Annotated in this window: 17 protein-coding genes; 11 read left to right on the forward strand and 6 right to left on the reverse strand. The window is 72.6% G+C overall.

The features are described 5' to 3' along the window. The first annotated feature begins 3 nt into the window (after positions 1-3). Positions 4-654, forward strand: coding sequence for a response regulator (locus tag ACIQMJ_RS14980; RefSeq protein WP_499761526.1), 651 nt, complete (start codon positions 4-6; stop codon positions 652-654). Between the two features lie 70 nt (positions 655-724). Here the strand turns inward: ACIQMJ_RS14980 and ACIQMJ_RS14985 are convergent, their stop codons facing one another. Further along, positions 725-1,000 carry a GlsB/YeaQ/YmgE family stress response membrane protein gene (locus ACIQMJ_RS14985; RefSeq protein ID WP_141981159.1) on the reverse strand — a complete coding sequence of 92 codons (276 nt, stop codon included), beginning with the start codon at positions 998-1,000 and terminating at the stop codon, positions 725-727. Positions 1,001-1,155: 155 nt separating this feature from the next. Here ACIQMJ_RS14985 and dxr point away from each other — a divergent pair, with 155 nt between their 5' ends. The 6 genes from dxr (at position 1,156) to map (ending at position 8,635) form a co-directional block, all read left to right on the forward strand. Next, positions 1,156-2,376, forward strand: coding sequence for a 1-deoxy-D-xylulose-5-phosphate reductoisomerase (dxr, locus tag ACIQMJ_RS14990; RefSeq protein ID WP_499761527.1), 1,221 nt, complete (start codon positions 1,156-1,158; stop codon positions 2,374-2,376). 1 nt (position 2,377) lies between these two features. Continuing rightward, positions 2,378-3,574: a M50 family metallopeptidase gene (locus ACIQMJ_RS14995; protein ID WP_499761528.1), complete on the forward strand. Its 1,197-nt coding sequence runs from the start codon at positions 2,378-2,380 to the stop codon at positions 3,572-3,574. A 22-nt stretch (positions 3,575-3,596) separates the two neighbouring features. Then, positions 3,597-4,754, forward strand: a complete 1,158-nt coding sequence (gene ispG, locus ACIQMJ_RS15000) for a flavodoxin-dependent (E)-4-hydroxy-3-methylbut-2-enyl-diphosphate synthase (RefSeq protein WP_499761529.1) — start codon at positions 3,597-3,599, stop codon at positions 4,752-4,754. A gap of 70 nt (positions 4,755-4,824) precedes the next feature. Continuing rightward, positions 4,825-5,679, forward strand: a complete 855-nt coding sequence (locus tag ACIQMJ_RS15005) for a GNAT family N-acetyltransferase (RefSeq protein WP_499761530.1) — start codon at positions 4,825-4,827, stop codon at positions 5,677-5,679. Between the two features lie 30 nt (positions 5,680-5,709). Beyond that, complete coding sequence (locus ACIQMJ_RS15010) at positions 5,710-7,539, forward strand: penicillin-binding transpeptidase domain-containing protein (RefSeq protein WP_499761531.1); 1,830 nt, start codon at positions 5,710-5,712, stop codon at positions 7,537-7,539. Positions 7,540-7,777: 238 nt separating this feature from the next. Further along, the gene (gene map / locus ACIQMJ_RS15015; protein WP_499761532.1) at positions 7,778-8,635 is read left to right on the forward strand and encodes a type I methionyl aminopeptidase; all 858 of its coding nucleotides are present in this window, start codon (positions 7,778-7,780) and stop codon (positions 8,633-8,635) included. Here the strand turns inward: map and ACIQMJ_RS15020 are convergent. Beyond that, complete coding sequence (locus tag ACIQMJ_RS15020) at positions 8,622-9,335, reverse strand: alpha/beta fold hydrolase (RefSeq protein WP_499761533.1); 714 nt, start codon at positions 9,333-9,335, stop codon at positions 8,622-8,624. The genes map and ACIQMJ_RS15020 overlap by 14 nt on opposite strands. Before the next feature lie 42 nt (positions 9,336-9,377). Here ACIQMJ_RS15020 and ACIQMJ_RS15025 point away from each other — a divergent pair, with 42 nt between their 5' ends. Next, the gene (locus tag ACIQMJ_RS15025) at positions 9,378-10,901 is read left to right on the forward strand and encodes a cobyric acid synthase (protein ID WP_499761534.1); all 1,524 of its coding nucleotides are present in this window, start codon (positions 9,378-9,380) and stop codon (positions 10,899-10,901) included. Positions 10,902-11,230: 329 nt separating this feature from the next. On the opposite strand, the gene ACIQMJ_RS15030 is transcribed toward ACIQMJ_RS15025, so the two are convergent. Continuing rightward, entirely contained in the window at positions 11,231-12,172 is a 942-nt protein-coding gene (locus tag ACIQMJ_RS15030; RefSeq protein ID WP_499761535.1) for a pentapeptide repeat-containing protein, read from the reverse strand. Between the two features lie 116 nt (positions 12,173-12,288). Here ACIQMJ_RS15030 and ACIQMJ_RS15035 point away from each other — a divergent pair, with 116 nt between their 5' ends. Further along, positions 12,289-12,900, forward strand: coding sequence for a hypothetical protein (locus ACIQMJ_RS15035; protein ID WP_499761536.1), 612 nt, complete (start codon positions 12,289-12,291; stop codon positions 12,898-12,900). Here the strand turns inward: ACIQMJ_RS15035 and ACIQMJ_RS15040 are convergent. Further along, positions 12,886-13,791 (reverse strand): EamA family transporter, encoded by a 906-nt coding sequence (locus ACIQMJ_RS15040; protein ID WP_499761537.1) that lies wholly within the window; start codon positions 13,789-13,791, stop codon positions 12,886-12,888. The genes ACIQMJ_RS15035 and ACIQMJ_RS15040 overlap by 15 nt on opposite strands. Positions 13,792-13,864: 73 nt before the next feature. Between ACIQMJ_RS15040 and ACIQMJ_RS15045 the strand changes: the two genes are divergently transcribed. After that, positions 13,865-14,773, forward strand: coding sequence for a LysR family transcriptional regulator (locus ACIQMJ_RS15045; RefSeq protein ID WP_499761538.1), 909 nt, complete (start codon positions 13,865-13,867; stop codon positions 14,771-14,773). 165 nt (positions 14,774-14,938) lie between these two features. On the opposite strand, the gene ACIQMJ_RS15050 is transcribed toward ACIQMJ_RS15045, so the two are convergent. Beyond that, complete coding sequence (locus tag ACIQMJ_RS15050; protein ID WP_499761539.1) at positions 14,939-16,066, reverse strand: epoxide hydrolase family protein; 1,128 nt, start codon at positions 16,064-16,066, stop codon at positions 14,939-14,941. 100 nt (positions 16,067-16,166) lie between these two features. Beyond that, the gene (locus ACIQMJ_RS15055) at positions 16,167-16,838 is read right to left on the reverse strand and encodes a FadR/GntR family transcriptional regulator (protein ID WP_499761540.1); all 672 of its coding nucleotides are present in this window, start codon (positions 16,836-16,838) and stop codon (positions 16,167-16,169) included. A gap of 161 nt (positions 16,839-16,999) precedes the next feature. Between ACIQMJ_RS15055 and ACIQMJ_RS15060 the strand changes: the two genes are divergently transcribed. Further along, complete coding sequence (locus ACIQMJ_RS15060) at positions 17,000-18,178, forward strand: MFS transporter (protein WP_499761828.1); 1,179 nt, start codon at positions 17,000-17,002, stop codon at positions 18,176-18,178. Positions 18,179-18,271: the final 93 nt, after the last annotated feature.

An 18,271-nucleotide genomic window follows, 5' to 3' on the forward strand; every position in this document is an offset into this window, starting at 1 on the left:
GCGTTGATCCGGGTCCTCATCGCCGACGACGAGCCGCTGATGCGCGCGGGCATCAAGGCCATCCTCGGCACCGCCGACGACATCGAGTTGATCGCCGAGGCCGGTGACGGGCGCGAAGCCGTCCGGATCGCCCGGGAGCGGCGGGTGGACGTCGCCGTGCTCGACATCCGGATGCCGCGCCTGGACGGCCTGGCCGCGGCGCGGGAGCTGCGCACCGCGGCGCCGTCCGTGCGGGTGGTGATGCTCACCACGTTCGGCGAGGACGACAACATCGTCCGGGCGCTGTCCGACGGCGCGGCCGGGTTCCTGCTGAAGGACTCCGCCCCGGAGGAGTTGTTGCGCGCCGTGCGCGCGGTTCACTCGGGCGAGGCGTACTTGTCACCCATGGTGACGAGCCGGGTGGTGGGGATGGTGGCCCAGGTCGGCCAGCCGCGCCGGCAGGAGGCGATGCGCCAGGTGGAGGGGCTGACCGAGCGCGAGGTCGAGGTGCTGTCGCTGCTCGGGCTGGGGATGTCGAACGCCGACGTCGGTCAGCGGCTGCACATGAGCGAGGCGACCGTGAAGACGTACGTGAGCAGGCTGCTGGCCAAGCTCGGCCTCACCAACCGGGTGCAGGCGGCGCTGCTCGCGCGCGACGCGGGCCTGGCCAACTAGGCCGCCCACAGGGGTGTGCCCCGCCGATGTCTCGACGGGGCACACCCGAAGTGGTTATCTGCTCCGAGCGTCATGCCCGAGCGCGGTTGCCTCGGTTGCCGGTCACCATGCGGTAGATGCCGAGCACGATCAGCGAGCCGAGGATGGCGAGCAGCCAGGTGCTCAGGTCGAAGAACGTGTTGATGTCGGTCCCGAAGATGGCGCGGCCGACGAAACCGCCGATGATGGCGCCGACGATGCCGAGCAGCATCGTGATGATGATGCCGCCGGGGTCCCGACCTGGCATGATGGCCTTGGCGATGGCACCCGCGATGAGGCCGAGGACGATCCAACCCAAGATGCCCACGGGGGCTCTCCTTCCTGATGGCCGCGACGGGCGGATCCGTCGGGCGCTTGATCGAGGAATGCCCACGTTCGGGTGAGACCACGCCCCCGTTACCGTTCTGTTATCGAAGTACCGCTGTGCGGCCTATCAGGTCGGCTCGGCAACAATGGTCGGTGATGAGCACACCACGCACGGTCCTGGTCCTCGGGTCAACCGGGTCGGTCGGCACCCAGGCCCTCGACGTCATCGCCGCGAACCGCGACCGGTTCACCGTGGTCGGCCTGGCCGCGGGCGGTGCCGACCCGGCCGCCCTCGCCGCCCAGGCGGTCGACTTCGGGGTCGAGGCGGTGGCCGTCGCGCGCGCCACCGCGGTCGAGGACGTCACCCTCGCCCTCTACGCCGAGGCGCAGAAGCGCGGTTACGCCGAGGGCGCGTTCAAGCTGCCCCGCATCCTGGCCGGCCCGACCGCGATGACGGACCTGGTCGACTCCACGCCCGCCGACGTGGTGCTCAACGGCATCACCGGCTCCATCGGCCTGGCGCCGACGCTGCACGCCCTCAAGACCGGCGCCACGCTCGCCCTGGCGAACAAGGAGTCGCTGATCGCGGGCGGTCCGCTGGTGCTCAAGGCGGCCCGGCCCGGCCAGCTCGTGCCGGTCGACTCCGAGCACTCGGCGCTGGCCCAGTGCCTGCGCGGCGGCCGGGCCGACGAGGTCGCCAAGCTCGTCCTCACCGCCTCCGGCGGCCCGTTCCGCGGCCGCACCCGCGCCGACCTCGACGGCGTCACGGCGCGTGAGGCGATGGCGCACCCCACGTGGTCGATGGGCCCGGTCATCACCATCAACTCGGCCACCCTGGTCAACAAGGGCCTGGAGCTGATCGAGGCGCAACTGCTGTTCGGCGTGCCCTACGACTGCATCGACGTGGTCGTGCACCCCCAGTCGATCGTGCATTCGATGGTCACCTTCACCGACGGCTCCACGCTCGCCCAGGCCAGCCCGCCGGACATGAAGCTGCCCATCGCGCTGGCCCTGGGCTGGCCCGACCGCGTCCCGGACGCCGCCGCCGCGTGTACTTTCGACGTGGCGACGGCGTGGACGTTCGAGCCGCTGGACGACGAGACGTTCCCGGCGGTGCGACTGGCCAGGCAGGCGGGCTCCGGCGGCGGCTGCCTGCCGGCGGTCTACAACGCGGCGAACGAGGAAGCGGTCGCGGTCTTCCTCGACGGCGGCACGTCGTTCACCTCCATCGTGGACACTGTGGAACGGGTGCTCGCGGAGGCGGACGGCTGGGCGCACGAGCCGGTCGACGTCGACGAAGTCCTCGCGGCGGAGCAATGGGCCCGGGCGCGGGCGCGGGAACTCGTGGCCACTTCGGTGGGGTCTGGAAGGGACTGACGTGCTCGTTTTTCTGGGCATCCTGCTGTTCGCCCTGCTCATCGGCATCTCGATCGCGCTGCACGAGCTCGGCCACCTGGCCACGGCGAAGATGTTCGGGATGAAGGTGACCCGGTACTTCATCGGGTTCGGGCCGAAGATCTGGTCCTTCCGCCGCGGCGAGACCGAGTACGGCCTCAAGGCGATCCCGGCGGGCGGCTTCTGCGAGATCACCGGCATGACCGCGCTGGAAGAGGTCGCGCCGGAGGACCGGCACCGCGCGTTCAACCGGCAGAAGACCTGGAAGCGCGTGGTCGTGCTGTCCGCGGGCTCCATCACCCACTTCATCGTGGGCTTCGTCATCCTGTACTTCATGGCCTTCACCATGGGCATCCCGAACCTGCGCGACAGCGCGCTGGTCGCCGAGGTGGCCCCGTGCGTGCAGAGCAGCACCGACGCCGAGTGCGCTCCCGGCGCGCCCGCACCGGCCAGGGACGCGGGCTTCCAGGTCGGCGACGAGATCGTCGCCGTGGCCGGCGCGGCCACCCCCACCTGGGGCGACGTGCTGACCAAGACCCGCGAGCAGACCGGCCCGACCGAGTTCAGGGTGCTGCGCGACGGCGAGGAGCTGACCCTCACCGCCGACGTCGCCCGGGTCGAGCGCGAGATGCAGCGCAAGGACGGCAGCCGCTACACCTCCGAGGTCGGCGCGATCGGCGTCGTCCAGCAGCGCGTCTTCGAGTACAACGCGCTCACCGCGGTCGGCGGCGCGACGAAGTTCACCGGCGTGATGTTCGAGAACACCTGGCAGGGCCTGCTGCGGTTCCCGCAGAAGATCCCCGCCGTGATCGAGGCCATCGGCGGCGCGGAGCGCGACGTCGACAGCCCGGTCAGCGTGGTGGGCGCGAGCCGGCTCGGCGGCGAGGCCGTCGACCGGGGCCTGTGGCAGCTGTTCTGGCTGATGCTGGCGGGGCTGAACTTCTTCGTGGGTGTGTTCAACCTCCTGCCGCTGCTGCCGCTTGACGGTGGTCACATCGCCGTCAACCTGTACGAACGGGTGCGAAACTGGATTCGGAAGCTCCGCGGCCTGCCCGAGGGTGCTCCGGTCAACTACCTGCGGCTGCTGCCGCTGACCTACTTCGTGATCTTCATCGGCGGGTCGGTCACGCTGCTGACGATCACCGCGGACATCGTCAACCCCATCAAGCTCTTCCAGTGATCAACGTGAGAGGTGCCAGTTCATGAGTGACGGCGTCATGCTCGGTCTTCCGGCGATGCCTCCTCCGGTGTTGTCGGAGCGGCGCAAGACCCGCCAGCTCATGGTGGGGTCGGTCGGTGTCGGCAGCGAGTTCCCCGTGTCGGTGCAGTCGATGACCACGACGGTCACGGCGGACGTGAACGCGACGTTGCAGCAGATCGCGGAGCTGACCGCGGCGGGGTGCGACATCGTGCGGGTGGCGTGCCCGTCGCAGGACGACGCGGACGCGTTGGCGGCGATCGCGCGCAAGTCGCAGATCCCGGTGATCGCGGACATCCACTTCCAGCCGAAGTACGTGTTCGCGGCGATCGAGGCCGGGTGCGCGGCGGTGCGGGTGAACCCGGGCAACATCAAGAAGTTCGACGACAAGGTCAAGGAGATCGCGCAGGCGGCCCGTGACCACAACACGCCGATCCGGATCGGGGTGAACGCGGGGTCGTTGGACCCGCGGTTGATGGCCAAGTACGGCAAGGCGACGCCGGAGGCGTTGGCGGAGTCGGCGTTGTGGGAGGCGTCGCTGTTCGCCGAGCACGACTTCCACGACCTGAAGATCAGCGTGAAGCACAACGACCCGGTGGTGATGATCCGGGCCTACGAGCTGCTGGCCGAGCAGTGCGACTACCCGTTGCACCTGGGTGTGACGGAGGCTGGTCCGGCGTTCCAGGGCACGATCAAGTCGGCGGTGGCGTTCGGGGCGCTGTTGCGGCAGGGGATCGGGGACACGATCCGGGTGTCGTTGTCGGCGCCGCCGGTGGAGGAGGTGAAGGTCGGGCACCAGATCCTGCAGTCGCTCAACCTGCGCCCGCGCAAGCTGGAGATCGTGTCGTGCCCGTCCTGCGGTCGCGCCCAGGTCGACGTCTACACGTTGGCCGAGCAGGTCACGGCCGGTCTGGAGGGCATGGAGGTGCCGCTGCGGGTCGCCGTCATGGGGTGCGTCGTGAACGGGCCGGGCGAGGCGCGTGAGGCGGACCTGGGCGTCGCGTCGGGCAACGGCAAGGGCCAGATCTTCGTCAAGGGCAAGGTCATCAAGACCGTGCCCGAGCACCAGATCGTGGAGACGCTGATCGAAGAGGCCATGCGCATCGCCGAGGACATGGGCGAGACCGTCGAGGGCGGCGAGCCCGTCGTCACGGTCGGCTGAACGGCCCCGGAGTCGGCTGAGCGGGTGGCAGACGCGCGGGTAACGGTGTCCATCTGGCAGGCTTGACGGCGTGCTGAGGTTGGCTGGCGCGCGCTTGCTCGACGAGCGGGACCTGTCCGAGGTTCTCGCCGTGCTCGCGGCCGACCCGGTGGCGTCCTGCATGGTCGCCGCCCGGGTCGAGGTCGCGGGCCTGGACCCGTGGCGGCTCGGCGGCGAGGTGTGGGCGTACGACCACCGGTCGCTGCGCGGCGGCCGGGTCGACGCGCTCTGCTTCGCCGGGCCCAACCTGATCCCGCTGCGCGGCAACGCGACCGCGCTGCGCAGCTTCGCCGACCGGGCCCGCCGGCGCGGCCGGATGTGCTCGTCGCTGGTCGGGCCCGCCGAGCAGGTGCTCGGGCTGTGGGAGGAGCTGGCCCCGGACTGGGGCCCGGCCCGCGAGGTGCGCGCCGACCAGCCGCTGATGGCGCTGGGCGGCAGCCCGTCGATCCCGCTGGACCCGCTGGTCCGGCCCGTGCGACCGGACGAGCTGGACCGGTACCTGCCCGCCGCGATCGCGATGTTCATCGAGGAGGTCGGCGTCGACCCGTGCGCCGAGGACGGCGGCGTGTCCTACCGGGCGCGGGTGGCCGAGCTCATCGCGGGCGGTCGGGCGTTCGCCCGGTTCGAGGGCGGCGACGTGGTGTTCAAGGCCGAGATCGGGGCCATGTCGGCCCAGGTCGGTCAGATCCAGGGCGTGTGGGTGCGGCCGGACCGCCGTGGCCGCGGCATCGGCGCGGCGGGCACCGCGGCGGTGGCCGAACGCCTGGTCAGGGGACTGGGCCGGACCGCGTCGCTGTACGTGAACTCCTACAACGACGTGGCCAAGGCGGCGTACCGCAAGATCGGGTTCTCCCAGGTCGGCCAGTACGCCACCGTGCTGTTCTGAGCGTCGGGACCGCACGGCATACTCGGCGCCGTGATCGCGCGCAAGGTGGCCCTCGCCAGGGTGGTCCTTCCCGAGCTGGTCCTTTTTGGGGTGGTCCTGCTGCTCGTCAGCGGCTGCGGCCTGTTCTCCTCCCGCCCCGGACCCGAGCAGGTGGCGGGCGACTTCCTGGCCAAGCTGGCCGCGGGCGACGTGGACGGGGCGGCCGGCCTGACCGACGACCCGGGCGGCGCCAAGGACGTGCTGGGCAAGGTCCGCGAGGTGCTCAAGCCCGAGGGGCTGGACGCCCGGGTCGAGCAGGTGGGCTCGGCGGGCGAGTCGTCCAACGCCGACGCGACCGCGCGGCTGGACTGGGACCTCGGGCACGACCACGCGTGGAGCTACCAGACCAGGTTCGACCTGCGGCGCGCGGAGGACGACTGGAAGGTGCACTGGGCCCCTTCGGTCGTGCACCCCAAGCTCACCGTGCAGCAGACGCTGGGCGCGGCCGAGGTGAAGCCCGCGCTCGCGCCGGTGCTGGACCGCGACGGGACGCCGCTGCTCGCGCCCGAGCAGGTCGTGTCGATCCTGCTCGACGCCAAGGAGGCCGGTGACGTCGGCGCGGTGGCCGACGCGCTGGCCGCGGCGCTCACGCCGATCGACGCCGCGATCACCCGGGCGTCGATCGTGGACGGGGTGTCGAAGGTGCAGGCCGGGCAGGTCTACCAGGTCGCGGCGCTGCGTGACGCGGACTACCAGACCGTGAAGCCCGTGATCTACGAGCTGCCGGGCGTGCGGTTCACCACGCAGACGAGCCTGCTCGCGCCGTCGCGCACGTTCGGCTCCCAGGTGCTGCCCGCCGTGCGCAAGGCGGTGGAGGAGGAGATCGCCGGCAAGGCCGGGCTGCGCGTCTACACGGTGAACGCGGCCGGTGACGAGGTGGAGACCCTGCACGAGCAGGCGCCGGAGCCCGCGCAGGCGATCACCACGGCGTTGAGCCGGACCGCGCAGGCGGCGGCGGAGGACGCGCTGGAGCCCGTGCCGCAGGCGGCGATGCTGGTCGCGCTGCAGGCGTCGACCGGCGAGGTGCTGGCCGTGGCGCAGAACGGCCCGGCCGACGCGGAGGGCCCGGTGGCGCTGACCGGCCGCTACCCGCCGGGGTCCACGTTCAAGATCGTGACGGCGGCGGCGGCCCTGGCGTCCGGGCAGGCCACCGCGGACACGCCGCTGCCGTGCCCCGGCAAGGCGGTCATCGACGGGCGGCGGGTCGTGCCGAACGACCACGAGTTCGACAAGGGCACGATCCCGCTGCACTCGGCGTTCGCGTTCTCGTGCAACACGACGTTCGCGCAGCTCGCGGCCGGGATGGCGCCGGACGCGCTGACCAAGGCGGCGGAGGGGTTCGGCCTGGGCGTCGACTTCGAGGTCCCGGCGATCACCACGATCACCGGTTCCGTGCCGCCCGCCACCGACGTGGTGGAGCGGGCGGAGGACGGGTTCGGCCAGGGCAAGCTGCTGGCCAGCCCGTTCGGCATGGCGGTGGTGGCGGCGACGACGGCGACGGGCAAGATGCCGGTCCCGACGCTGCTGAAGGGCCGGGAGACGAAGGTCGACCGCACCCCGCCGCCGCCCGCGCCCGCCGTGCTGGAGCCGTTGCGGGCGATGATGCGGGAGGTCGTCGAGACCGGCACCGCGCCGCAGCTCAAGCCCTACGGCGACGTGCGGGGCAAGACCGGCACGGCCCAGTTCGGCGACGGCACCAACTCGCACGGCTGGTTCGTGGGCTACCGCGGTGACGTGGCCTTCGCGACCCTGCTGCTGGGCACGAACAGCTCCGCCCCGGCCGTCGACGCCTCCGCCCGCTTCCTGGCCGCGTTGGGCTGAACGGGGCAACACCGGTGTGAAGCCATGTGTCACATGGCTCGCATCGGGCTTCGCGAACTGCGCCACCACACGAGCGAGTACCGGTCGAGCTCGACCGGATGACCACGACCCCGGGCCTCCCGGGCGCGGTGGGCGCGTTGCCGCTGCCGCTCAAGCCCTTCGACGCCGGTTCGGCCGAGCGGACCGCGTAGGGGACACGTGGCGCATGCCTCATCACGCTGAGCCGTAACCTGGGGGCATGTCCGTGCGTGCCGTCCTCCAGCCAGGTGTGCTGTCCCCACGCCGTCCGGTGCCCGCCCACATCGAGCGGCCCGAGTACGTCGACCGGCCCGAACCCCAGCGCAACACCGATCCCTGGGTGCAGCCGCCCGAGGTGATCGAGGCGATGCGCGTCGCGGGCAGGCTGGCGGCGCAGGCGTTGCAGGAAGCGGGCAAGGTGATCGTGCCCGGTGTGACCACCGACGAGATCGACGCGGTGGCGCACGAGTTCCTGTGCGACAACGGCGCGTACCCGTCCACCCTCGGCTACCGCGGTTTCCCCAAGTCCTGCTGCACCTCGCTGAACGAGGTGATCTGCCACGGCATCCCCGACTCGACCGTGGTCGAGGACGGTGACATCGTCAACGTCGACGTCACCGCCTACATCGGCGGCGTGCACGGCGACACCAACGCCACGTTCCTCGCGGGCGAGGTGAGCGAGGAGGCCCGCCTCCTGGTCGAGCGCACCCACGAGGCCACCATGCGCGCCATCAAGGCGGTCAAGCCGGGCCGGCAGCTCAACGTGGTCGGCCGCGTCATCGAGTCCTACGCCAACCGGTTCGGCTACGGCGTGGTGCGCGACTTCACCGGCCACGGCATCGGCCGCACCTTCCACAGCGGCCTGGTCGTGCTGCACTACGACGCGCCGCACGTGCCCACGATCATCGAAGAGGGCATGACGTTCACCATCGAGCCGATGATCACCCTCGGTGGCATCGACCACGACCTGTGGGACGACGGCTGGACGGTCACCACCCGCGACAAGAGCTGGACCGCCCAGTTCGAGCACACGATCGTGGTCACCGCGGACGGCGCGGAGATCCTCACCGTCTGCTGAGCAGGGGCAGCAGCGCCGCGGCCACCTCGTCGGGTGACGTCACGGCGCCCAGGTGGTGGCTGTCCAGCTCCACCACCGGCCAGCCCAGCTCCCGCGCCGCCGCCGCGGCGGTGTCGTAGGCGGGGCTGAGCTTCAGGTACGCGCACGGCCCGGTCCACGCCACGGTGGGCCGGGGCTCCTTCAGGAACGCCAGCGGCACCTCGGGCGCCTCCGACACGATCTCCTCCAGCAGCCGCACGTCCGGCACCATCGCCGACAGCGCCTCGGGCGCGAACCACAGGTCCCAGCGCGGCATCAGCCCGTCGCGCGAGATGGTCTTCAGGCGGGCCATCCGCTCGGCGGGCGCGTCGTCGCGCCAGCTCCGCCCCGGCGTGGGCAGGTCGGCGTCGAGGAACACCAGCCCGCGCACGGGCGTCTCCAGCGCGTCGGCGAACGCGGGCAGCAGCGGTCCGGCGCCGCTGTGCCCCACCAGCACCAGGTCGCCCTCCGCCAGGTCGCCTTCGACCAGGGCGTCCTCGACGGCGTCGGCGAACACCCCGAGCAGCCGCTGGTGCACCGGCGCGGCGTTGACCGTGACCCGCACGTCCAGCAGCACGACGGGGTGGCCGAGCGCGGCCAGCGCACCGGCGAGCGGGCGCAGGCTCGCGGGCCCGAGGTAGGGGCTGTGCACCAGGACCGCCGTGGCGGGGACGTCGACCATGCCGTGGATGATGTCAGCCGGGACCGACAGCTAGGGGACATTGTGCGCAGTGCGTTGCTGGTGGCCGGCACGACCTCGGACGCCGGGAAGAGCGTGCTGGCGGCGGGTCTGTGCAGGTGGCTCACCCGGCGCGGGGTGCGGACGGCGCCGTTCAAGGCGCAGAACATGTCCAACAACTCGGTCGTGACGCCGGACGGCGGCGAGATCGGCCGGGCGCAGGCGTTGCAGGCGGCCGCGTGCGGGTTGGCGCCGAGCGTGCGGTTCAACCCGGTGCTGCTCAAGCCGGGCGGCGACCGCAGCTCGCAGGTCGTGGTGCTGGGACGGGCCGTGGGCGAGGTCTCCGCGCTGTCCTACCGGGAGCGCAAGGCCGAGCTGTTCGCCACGGTCCTGGAGACCCTGGACGGCCTGCGCGACGACTTCGAGGTGGTGGTCTGCGAGGGCGCGGGGTCGCCCGCGGAGATCAACCTGCGGGCGAACGACATCGCGAACATGGGGCTGGCGCGGGCGGCGGACCTGCCGGTGCTGGTGGTCGGCGACATCGACCGGGGCGGGGTGTTCGCGCACCTGTTCGGCACGCTGGCGCTGCTCGACCCGGCGGACCAGGCGCTGGTCGGCGGGTTCGTGGTGAACAAGTTCCGCGGCGACCCGGCGCTGCTCGAACCGGGCCTGCGGCAGCTGAACGCCCTCACCGGGCGTCCCGTGCTGGGCGTGCTGCCGTGGCGGGAAGAGCTGTGGCTGGACGCCGAGGACTCCCTGTCCTACGCGGCGGACGGCGTGATCGGCCGGCCGGAGCCCCCGCACGGCGACCAGTGGCTGCGGGTGGCCGTGGTGCGGCTGCCGCGGATCTCCAACGCCACGGACGTGGAGGCGCTGGCGTGCGAGCCGGGCGTGTCGGTGCGGTTCGTGACCGAGCCGTCCCGGTTGGCCGACGCCGACCTCGTGGTCGTGCCGGGGTCCAAGGCGACGGTGGCGGACCTGCGGTGGCTGCGCGCCACGGGCCTGGCCGACGCGATCGCCGCGCACGACGGGCCGGTGCTCGGCATCTGCGGCGGGTTCCAGATGCTCGGCCGGACCATCGAGGACGCGGTGGAGTCGCGCGCGGGCGTGGTCACCGGGTTGGGCCTCCTCGACGTGGACGTGCGGTTCGAGCCGGACAAGACGTTGCGCCGGCCGCACGGCGACGCGTTCGGCCAACCGGTGACGGGCTACGAGATCCACCACGGCGTGGTGACCCGCAACGCGGAGGACGGCCTGGTCACGCTGCCCGACGGCGCACCGGAGGGCGCGTTGCGCGGCCGGGTCGCCGGCACGCACTGGCACGGGTTGCTGGAGAACGACGCCTTCCGTCGCGCGCTGCTGCGCTGGGCCGCCGGCCACGCGGGCCGGGAAGGATTCACCCCCGCGCCGGACGTGGACTTCGCCGGGCGGCGGGCCGCGCAGCTCGACCTGCTCGGCGACCTGGTCGCCGACCACCTCGACACCGACGCGGTGTGGGAGTTGCTGGAACGGGGTGCGCCACCGGGACTGCCGGTGATCCCCCCGGCGGGTGCTCCGCCCGTCGCCTGACGACGTCCGACCGCGGTGCGCGCGACCGGCAAGTCGCGCGGTGTGCCACCGGTGGCGGGAGTCGGGTCGACGACCGGGTCGCGCGACGGTCCGCGGGTGGCAGCTCGACCGGCAAGCCGGGCGGACCTACCCGCGTCGGCCCGTCGGGGCCCGTGCGGTCGCATCCGTGCGTGGGAGAAAACGGCGTCGTCCGAGTGGGCGCGCGCTCAGTCGTCCGTGGTCACCGGGAGGGACAGGCGGAAGAAGGCGCACATGTCACACCTCCGCTCACGGGTAGTCACACAGTGAAGGTACCGGCGGCGAGCCGGGGGATACGTCGCCCGTTCGGGTCAAGGGGTGTCCCGGACGGCCGTGAGCACCGCCCAGTCCGGCTCCGCCGCCCGCTCCACCCACCCCGCCGGCCACTTCCGCCGCACGTCGCGGGTCCGCGTCCGGACGCCGGTCAGCTTGGCCGAGGTGCGCACGCCGAAGTCCGTGCCGCCCTCGAACTCCGCGCCCCGGAACACGGAGTCGCCGAACTCGACCCGCCGGAAGTCGGCCAGGTCGCGGAAGCGCGTGTCGCGGAAGTCGGCGGTGCCGGTGAACGCGGTGCCGCGGAACGTCGTCGCGCCGACGAACGTGGTGCCCGCGAACGACGCCGACCCGATCCGGGCGTGCGTCAGGGTCAGCTTCACCAGCGTCGCGTGGGACAGGTCGAGCGAGAGGTCGGCCCAGAACGCCTCGGGCCGGTCCGGGCGCAGGTGGGCGGCCAGCAGCGCGGTGGCGGTCTGGCGGACCTCCAGCTCCTGGAACCGGTGCGCGTCGCGCGGACCGACCCGCGTCCGGACCCGCGCCTCGGGCGGCGGGGTGAACGGCATCCGCAGGTAGGCGCAGATCAGGTGCACGATCGTCTGCCGGTGCGCCGGGTTGCCCTGCGCCAGGCGTTCCAGCGCGTACAGGCCGGCCAGCCGCACCGGCGCCTTGTCGCTGCCCAGCTGGTCGGCGGCCTTGCCGTACAGCTCGGTGACCCGGCGCTCGGTGGCGTCGTGGTCCTTCTGCACGAGGTCCAGCTCCGCGTACCGCTGGCGGCGCGCGGTGAGCAGCAACGCCGCCGCGCCGCCCGTGCCGAGCACGATGCTGGACGCGGTGCGGACCACGTCCAGCCGGACGCCGTCCTGCGGATCGCCGGTCCCGAGCGTGACCAGCAGGACCACCACGGACCCCGCCGCCACGACACCCAACCCGACCGCCCAGAGCACGATCGTCCTGGCCGACAGCACGCGGTGCTCCACGTCTCCCAGCCCAACGCACCACCGGCGGGTCGTCAATCACCGATGCGGGCGGTACAAAGGCGTGTGGTCGATCCCGGAGCCGGCGGTGCGCGCGGCGCACGACGCGGTCACCGTTGGTGTCGGCGTTGGGCGAGCTGTCGTTCGGCGACAGCTCGGGCGTGCACGCCGCGTTCGACCTGTCCTACCAGCGGCTGACGCCCACCGAGGCGCGGTTGTTCCGCCTGCTCTCGCTCAACCCCGGCCGGCAGGTGAGCATCGCCGCCGCGGCGGCGTCGGTGGGTCTGGCGGAGGGGGAGGCCGTGGGCGTGGCGAAGCGGATCGGCGACCGGGCCGCCGAGGCGCAGGCCGTGCCGGCCGGCCCGGCTCGCGCGCGAGACGCGCAAGCGCAGCGGCTGTACCGGGAGTTCCTGGCGTTCAGCCGGGAGCTGGGCGACCGGCCCGGCACCGCGCAAGCCCTGCACGACCTCGGCACGGTCGCTCGCGAACGCCGCCACCACGCCCTGGCCGACGAGTACTACACCGCGGCGATGCGGCTGGCGACCGAGCACGGAGACCGGCTGCGCGAGGCGCGGGTGGCGGTGTCGCGGGGCATCCTGGCCTGCCGGGTGCGGGACCACGAGCCGGCGCGCCGCTGGTGGCTCGACGCGATCGGGCGCTACGAGGAGCTCGGTCAGTACGACATGGTGCGCAGTGTGCGCAAGCGGTTGGCGAAGCTACGCCGCCGCTGAGCCGACCGGTTCCGGCTCGGGTCGCGGTGCGCGCGGTGCGCGGCGCTTGATCGTGGTCGCGGCCATGCCGGTGATCACGAGGGCGGCGGCGGCCAGCCGCACGGTGGTGACCGCCTCGTCGAGCAGCAGCCAACCGGACAGCATCCCCGCCACCGGGACCAGCAGGGCGAACGGGACGACGGCGCTGGCCTCGTAGGTGCGCAGCAGCAGGTTCCACAGGCCGAAGCCGAGCAGGGTGGACACCCACGCGATGAACAGGATCGCGCCCACCCCGGTCCAGCTCAGGCCGCGCAACGCGGCCAGGTCCGCCGCCGCGCCCTCGAACAGCAGCGACAGGCCGAACAGCGGCAGCACGGCGACCGCGCTGACCCACACGATGAAGTTGATCGGGTCCGGAGGGCGGGCGTGGCGGGTGGCGACGTTGGCGAGGCCCCACGCCACCGCGCCGAGGATGACCAGCAGGAAGGCCGAGAGCGGGCTGCGCACGCCGTAGTCGACCGCGATCACCACGATCCCCGTCGCCGCCACGCCCATGCCGGCGAGCTGCACGGGTCGCGGCCGTTCGCGCAGCAGCACGGCCGCGAACAGCACGGTGAAGAAGACCTGGCTCTGGAGCACCAGCGACGACAGCCCGGCGGGCATTCCGGCCGCCATCCCGACGAACAGCAACCCGAACTTGGCCACGCCGAGCGCGAGCGCGACCGCGACGACCCACTTCCACGCCACCTTGGGCTTGCCGACGAACCACAGCGCGGGCACGGCGGCGGCGAGGAACCGCAGCGCGGAGAAGAACAGCGGCGGGAAGTCGCGCAGCCCCACTTTGATGACGACGAAGTTGACCCCCCAGATGGTGGCGACGAGCACCGCGATCGCGACGTGGCGTGGTTTCACGCCTCCGAGTCTCAGCGCTCGGACGATTTAGCACCAGCGACGAGTTCTGAAGCTTTGGGTTTAGGATCGCTACATGCTTGATCTCGGACGCCTCCGCGCCCTGCACGCGGTAGCGCAGCACGGCTCGGTCGGCGCGGCGGCCACGGCGCTGGGCTACACGCCGTCGGCGGTCTCGCAGCAGATCGCCAAGCTGGAACGTGAAACGCGCACCACGCTGCTCGAACGCCGGGGCCGCGGCGTCGTGCTGACCGACGCCGCCCACCTGCTGGCGGCCACGGCCAAGCAGGTGCTCGCGCTGGTCGAGCACGCCGAGGTGGCGCTGGAGGAGCAGCGCGGCGCGGCCGTCGGGCAGCTGCGGGTCGGCGCGTTCGCCACCGCCGCGCGCGGCCTGCTGCCCGCGACCGTGGTGCGGCTGGCCGAGCGCCACCCGCAGCTGGACGTGCGGTTGGTCGAGCTCGACCCGCCGGACTGCCTGGAGGCGGTGGCGCGGGGCGAGCTCGACCTGGCCGTCACGCACGACTGGGTCAACGCGCCGCTGGCCGTGCCCGAGCCGGTGTCGCGGGCGCGGCTCGGCGAGGACGTCGCGGACGTGCTGCTGCCGGTGGCGCACCCGTTGGCGGACCGGGACCACGTGGTGCCCGAGGACCTGGCGGGTGAGCGGTGGATCTGCCAGCCGGAGGGCACGATCTGCCACGACTGGCTGGTGAACACCTTCCGCGGCGCGGGCATGGAACCCGACCTGGCCTACCGGATCGCCGAGTACGAGACGCAGTTGGCGTTGCTGGGCAAGGGGATCGGCGTGGCGCTGCTGCCCCGGCTCGGCCGCGGCGCGCTGCCGGACTCCGTGCGCGCGGTGCCGTTCCGGCCGACGCCGACCCGTCGCGTGTTCGCCGTGTGGCGCACGCAGGCCGGTCGTCGTCCCGCCGTGACCGCCACTTTGGCGGCGTTGCGCGACTGTTGGGAGCAACGGGAGACCGCGTGAGGTAACGATCGGGCATCCCGTGGTTGCGGCGGGCCGGAAAGCGACGACTATCGGGTGTGGGTCGTCGGGGGGCGGGGCGTCGTGCGGCCCGGTCAAGCCACTCACCAGGGGGCCTCCTGCGGAAATCCGCCGCCGCGGGGGGCCTCCGCCCCGGCCCGGAAGCCCTTACCGCGCCGGGAGTCCGGTGAAGAACTCCCGGATGTCCCCGGCCAGCAGCTCCGGCTGCTCCATCGCCGCGAAGTGCCCGCCCCGGTCGAACTCCGTCCAGCGCACGATGTTCTCCGTCCGCTCGGCGATCCGCCGCACCGGGAGCGTGATCTCGTGCGGGAACACGGCGACGGCGGTGGGCGTGGACGACGGCCGGGTCCGGCCCCAGGTGGCCGCGGCTTCCTTGTACAGCCGGGCGGACGACCCGGCGGTGCCGGTGAACCAGTAGACCGACACGTTGGTCAGCAGCAGGTCCCGGTCGACCGCGCCCCCGGGCCGGTCGGTGGGGTCGGTCCACTCCTCGAACTTCTCCGCGATCCACGCGAGCTGGCCGACCGGCGAGTCGTGCAGCCCGTACGCGACCGTGTGCGGCCGGGTGCCCTGGATCTGCGCGTAACCGGACTTCTCCCGGAACGCGTCGTGCCCGGCCAACCGCTCGAAGTCGGCGTCGGTGAGCTCGGACGCGTCACCGCCGGGGAACGTGAGCAGCATGGTGAGGTGCACGCCGACGACGTGCTCGGCGTCGATGATGCCGAGCTCCCGCGAGATCGGCGAGCCCCAGTCGCCGCCCTGCGCGCCGTAGCGGTCGTAGCCCAGGCGGCGCATCAACTCCGCCCACGCGCGGGCGATGCGCGGCACGTCCCAGCCGGTGTCGTTGGTGGGGCCGGAGAAGCCGAAGCCGGGGATGGACGGGATGACGAGGTGGAAGTCGCGCGACAACGGCTCGATCACGTCGAGGAACTCCACCACCGAGCCGGGCCAGCCGTGGGTGAGCACGATCGGCAGCGCGTCGGCCTTCGGCGAGCGCACGTGCAGGAAGTGCACGGTCTGGCCGTCGATCGTGGTGGTGAACTGGGGGTGGGCGTTGAGCCTGGCCTCCCAGGCGCGCCAGTCGTAGCGGTGCAGCCAGTGGTCGGCCAGCTCCCGCAGGTACGCCACCGGCACGCCGTAGTCCCAGCCCGCGCCGGGCAGGTCGGTCGGCCAGCGCGCGCCGGCCAGGCGTGCCCGCAGGTCGTCGATGTCGGCCTGCGGGATCTCGACCCGGAACGGCGTGATGGCCTCGGTCGCGGAAGTCGCTGCGCTCATGGCTCCGACTGTAGGCATGATCGCGGACGGTTCCGGTCCGTGATGACGGCGCTCGTGCGGCCCCGCGCGTCAGGGGCACGGGGCGGTCGGGCCTCGCGCGTCAGTCCTTGTGCCGCTTGAGCAGGTCCTCCAGGAAGCCGCCCGCTTCGGCGGCGGCCCGGGCCGCGTCGCGGTCGCGCACGGCGTCGAGCAGACCGGTGTGCGACACCTGGTCGTCCTCGTGGTCGGTTTCCACGGTGGCCGTGATGCTGGCCCGGACCGCTTCGGTGAGCCCCTGGTACAGCTCGGCCAGCAGGGTGTTGTGCGAGCACTGCACGAGCAGCACGTGGAACGCGGTGTCCCGCTCGACCAGCCGCGCCCAGTCCTTGGCGGTCAGCGCCTCGTCCCGCTCGGCCAGCAGCTCCTCGAGCCGGCGGAGGTCGTCCTCGGTGCGGTGGGTGGCGGCCAGTCGTGCGCCCTCGACCTCCAGCGTCCGCCGGACCTGGAGGACCTCGCGCAGCTCGCTGCCGCACAGCCGGCGGACCGCGCCGGACAGCTCGCTGGTCGCGCGGACGAACGTGCCGTCGCCCTGGCGCACCTCCAGCAGTCCCGCGTGGGACAACGCGCGCACCGCCTCCCGCACGGTGTTGCGACCCACGCCCAGGGCGGTGACCAGCTCCGGCTCCGGTGGGATGCGGCGGCCGACCGGCCATTCACCGGCGGCGATCGCCCCCCTCATCTGGTCGATCACCTGGTCGACGAGCCCGGCCCGCCGAGTAGTGGCCAACGGCACAGCGTCATCCTTTCATCCGAACATCCCATGTCTGCGATAGTAGCCGGGTGCCAATCCAGCAGACCCGGCCAGACTGGTCACCGTCGACTGCCCACACTGCCACCGATGGCGGTGCCAATGCGACGATTGCCGACCATCCTGGCCGCACGGCTGCCGGTGTGGTGCGCCGGAACCGCCAAGTTGCCCTGGTCGGCAGCACCTTGTTGGCGATCGGCGTAGCGCTGGCCGCCGCGAACCTCCGCCCGGCCGTCACGAGCCTGGCCTCCGTGCTGGGCGACGTGCGCGCCTCGCTGGGCGTCACGACCGCGTGGACCAGCGTGCTGACCGCCGTGCCGACGCTGTGCTTCGGCTTCGCCGCGTTCCTGGCCCCCTGGTTGGGCCGGCGGCTCGGGATGGCGCGCGCGGTCGCGCTGTCGTTGCTGGTGCTGACGGTCGGCCTGGTGCTGCGGGTCGTGGACGGCCCGGCCGCGGTGCTCGGCGGCACGTTCATCGCGTGCGCCGGGATCGCGGTGTGCAACGTGCTGATCCCGGTGGTGGTGAAGGAGTCGTTCCCGGGGCGCGTGGGGCTCGTGACCGGCGTCTACACGGCCGCGCTGGCGGCCGGGGCGGCGGTCGGCGCGGCCTTCACGCCGGGGCTGGAGTCGGCGTTCGGGTCGTGGCGGCTGGCCGTCGGCGCGTGGGCGTTCCTGTCGCTGGCGGCGCTGCTGGTGTGGCTGGCGGGCGCCCGGCACGGGTTGTCGACGCGCCCGGCGACCCGGTCGGTGAAGGCCGGTCGGTCGCTGCTGCGCAGCCCGCTGGCCTGGGTGATCACGGTCTTCTTCGGGTTGCAGTCGCTGCTGGCCTACACGGTGATGGGCTGGTTGCCGCAGATCCTGGTCGACTCCGGGGTGGACCGGACGACCGCCGGGCTGCTGCTGGCCATCACGATGGTGCTGGGCGTGCCGGTGAGCCTGATCGTGCCGCCGCTGGCGGCGCGCCGGGCCTCGCAGTCGTGGCTGGTGCTGGTGTTGGGCGCGCTGTCGGTGCTGGGTGTGCTGGGCCTGGCCCTCGCGCCCGCGGCGGCACCCGGGTTGTGGGTCGTGCTGATCGGCGTGGGCATGGGCATGTTCCCGCTCGCACTGGTGATGATCTCGCTGCGGACGTCCTCCGGTGCGGACACCGCGCGGCTGTCCGCGATGGCGCAGAGCATCGGCTACCTGATCTCGGCCGCCGGGCCGTTCGCGTTCGGCGTGCTGCGCGGTGCGACCGGGGCGTGGACGCTGTCGATGCTGGTCCTGGTGGGTCTGCTGGTCGCGCTGACGGCGCTGGGGTGGGTCGCGGGCCGGCCGCGGACCGTGTAACCGGCGCCGCGGACCTCGTAGCTGATAACGCCTCGTCTTCACCGTGCGATGTGTCGGTTACGGACACGAACGGGGAGACCCGGTCGCACGAGG

The sequence above is a fragment of the Actinosynnema sp. NPDC091369 genome (assembly GCF_044757065.1).
Classification (GTDB): Bacteria; Actinomycetota; Actinomycetes; order Mycobacteriales; family Pseudonocardiaceae; genus Actinosynnema.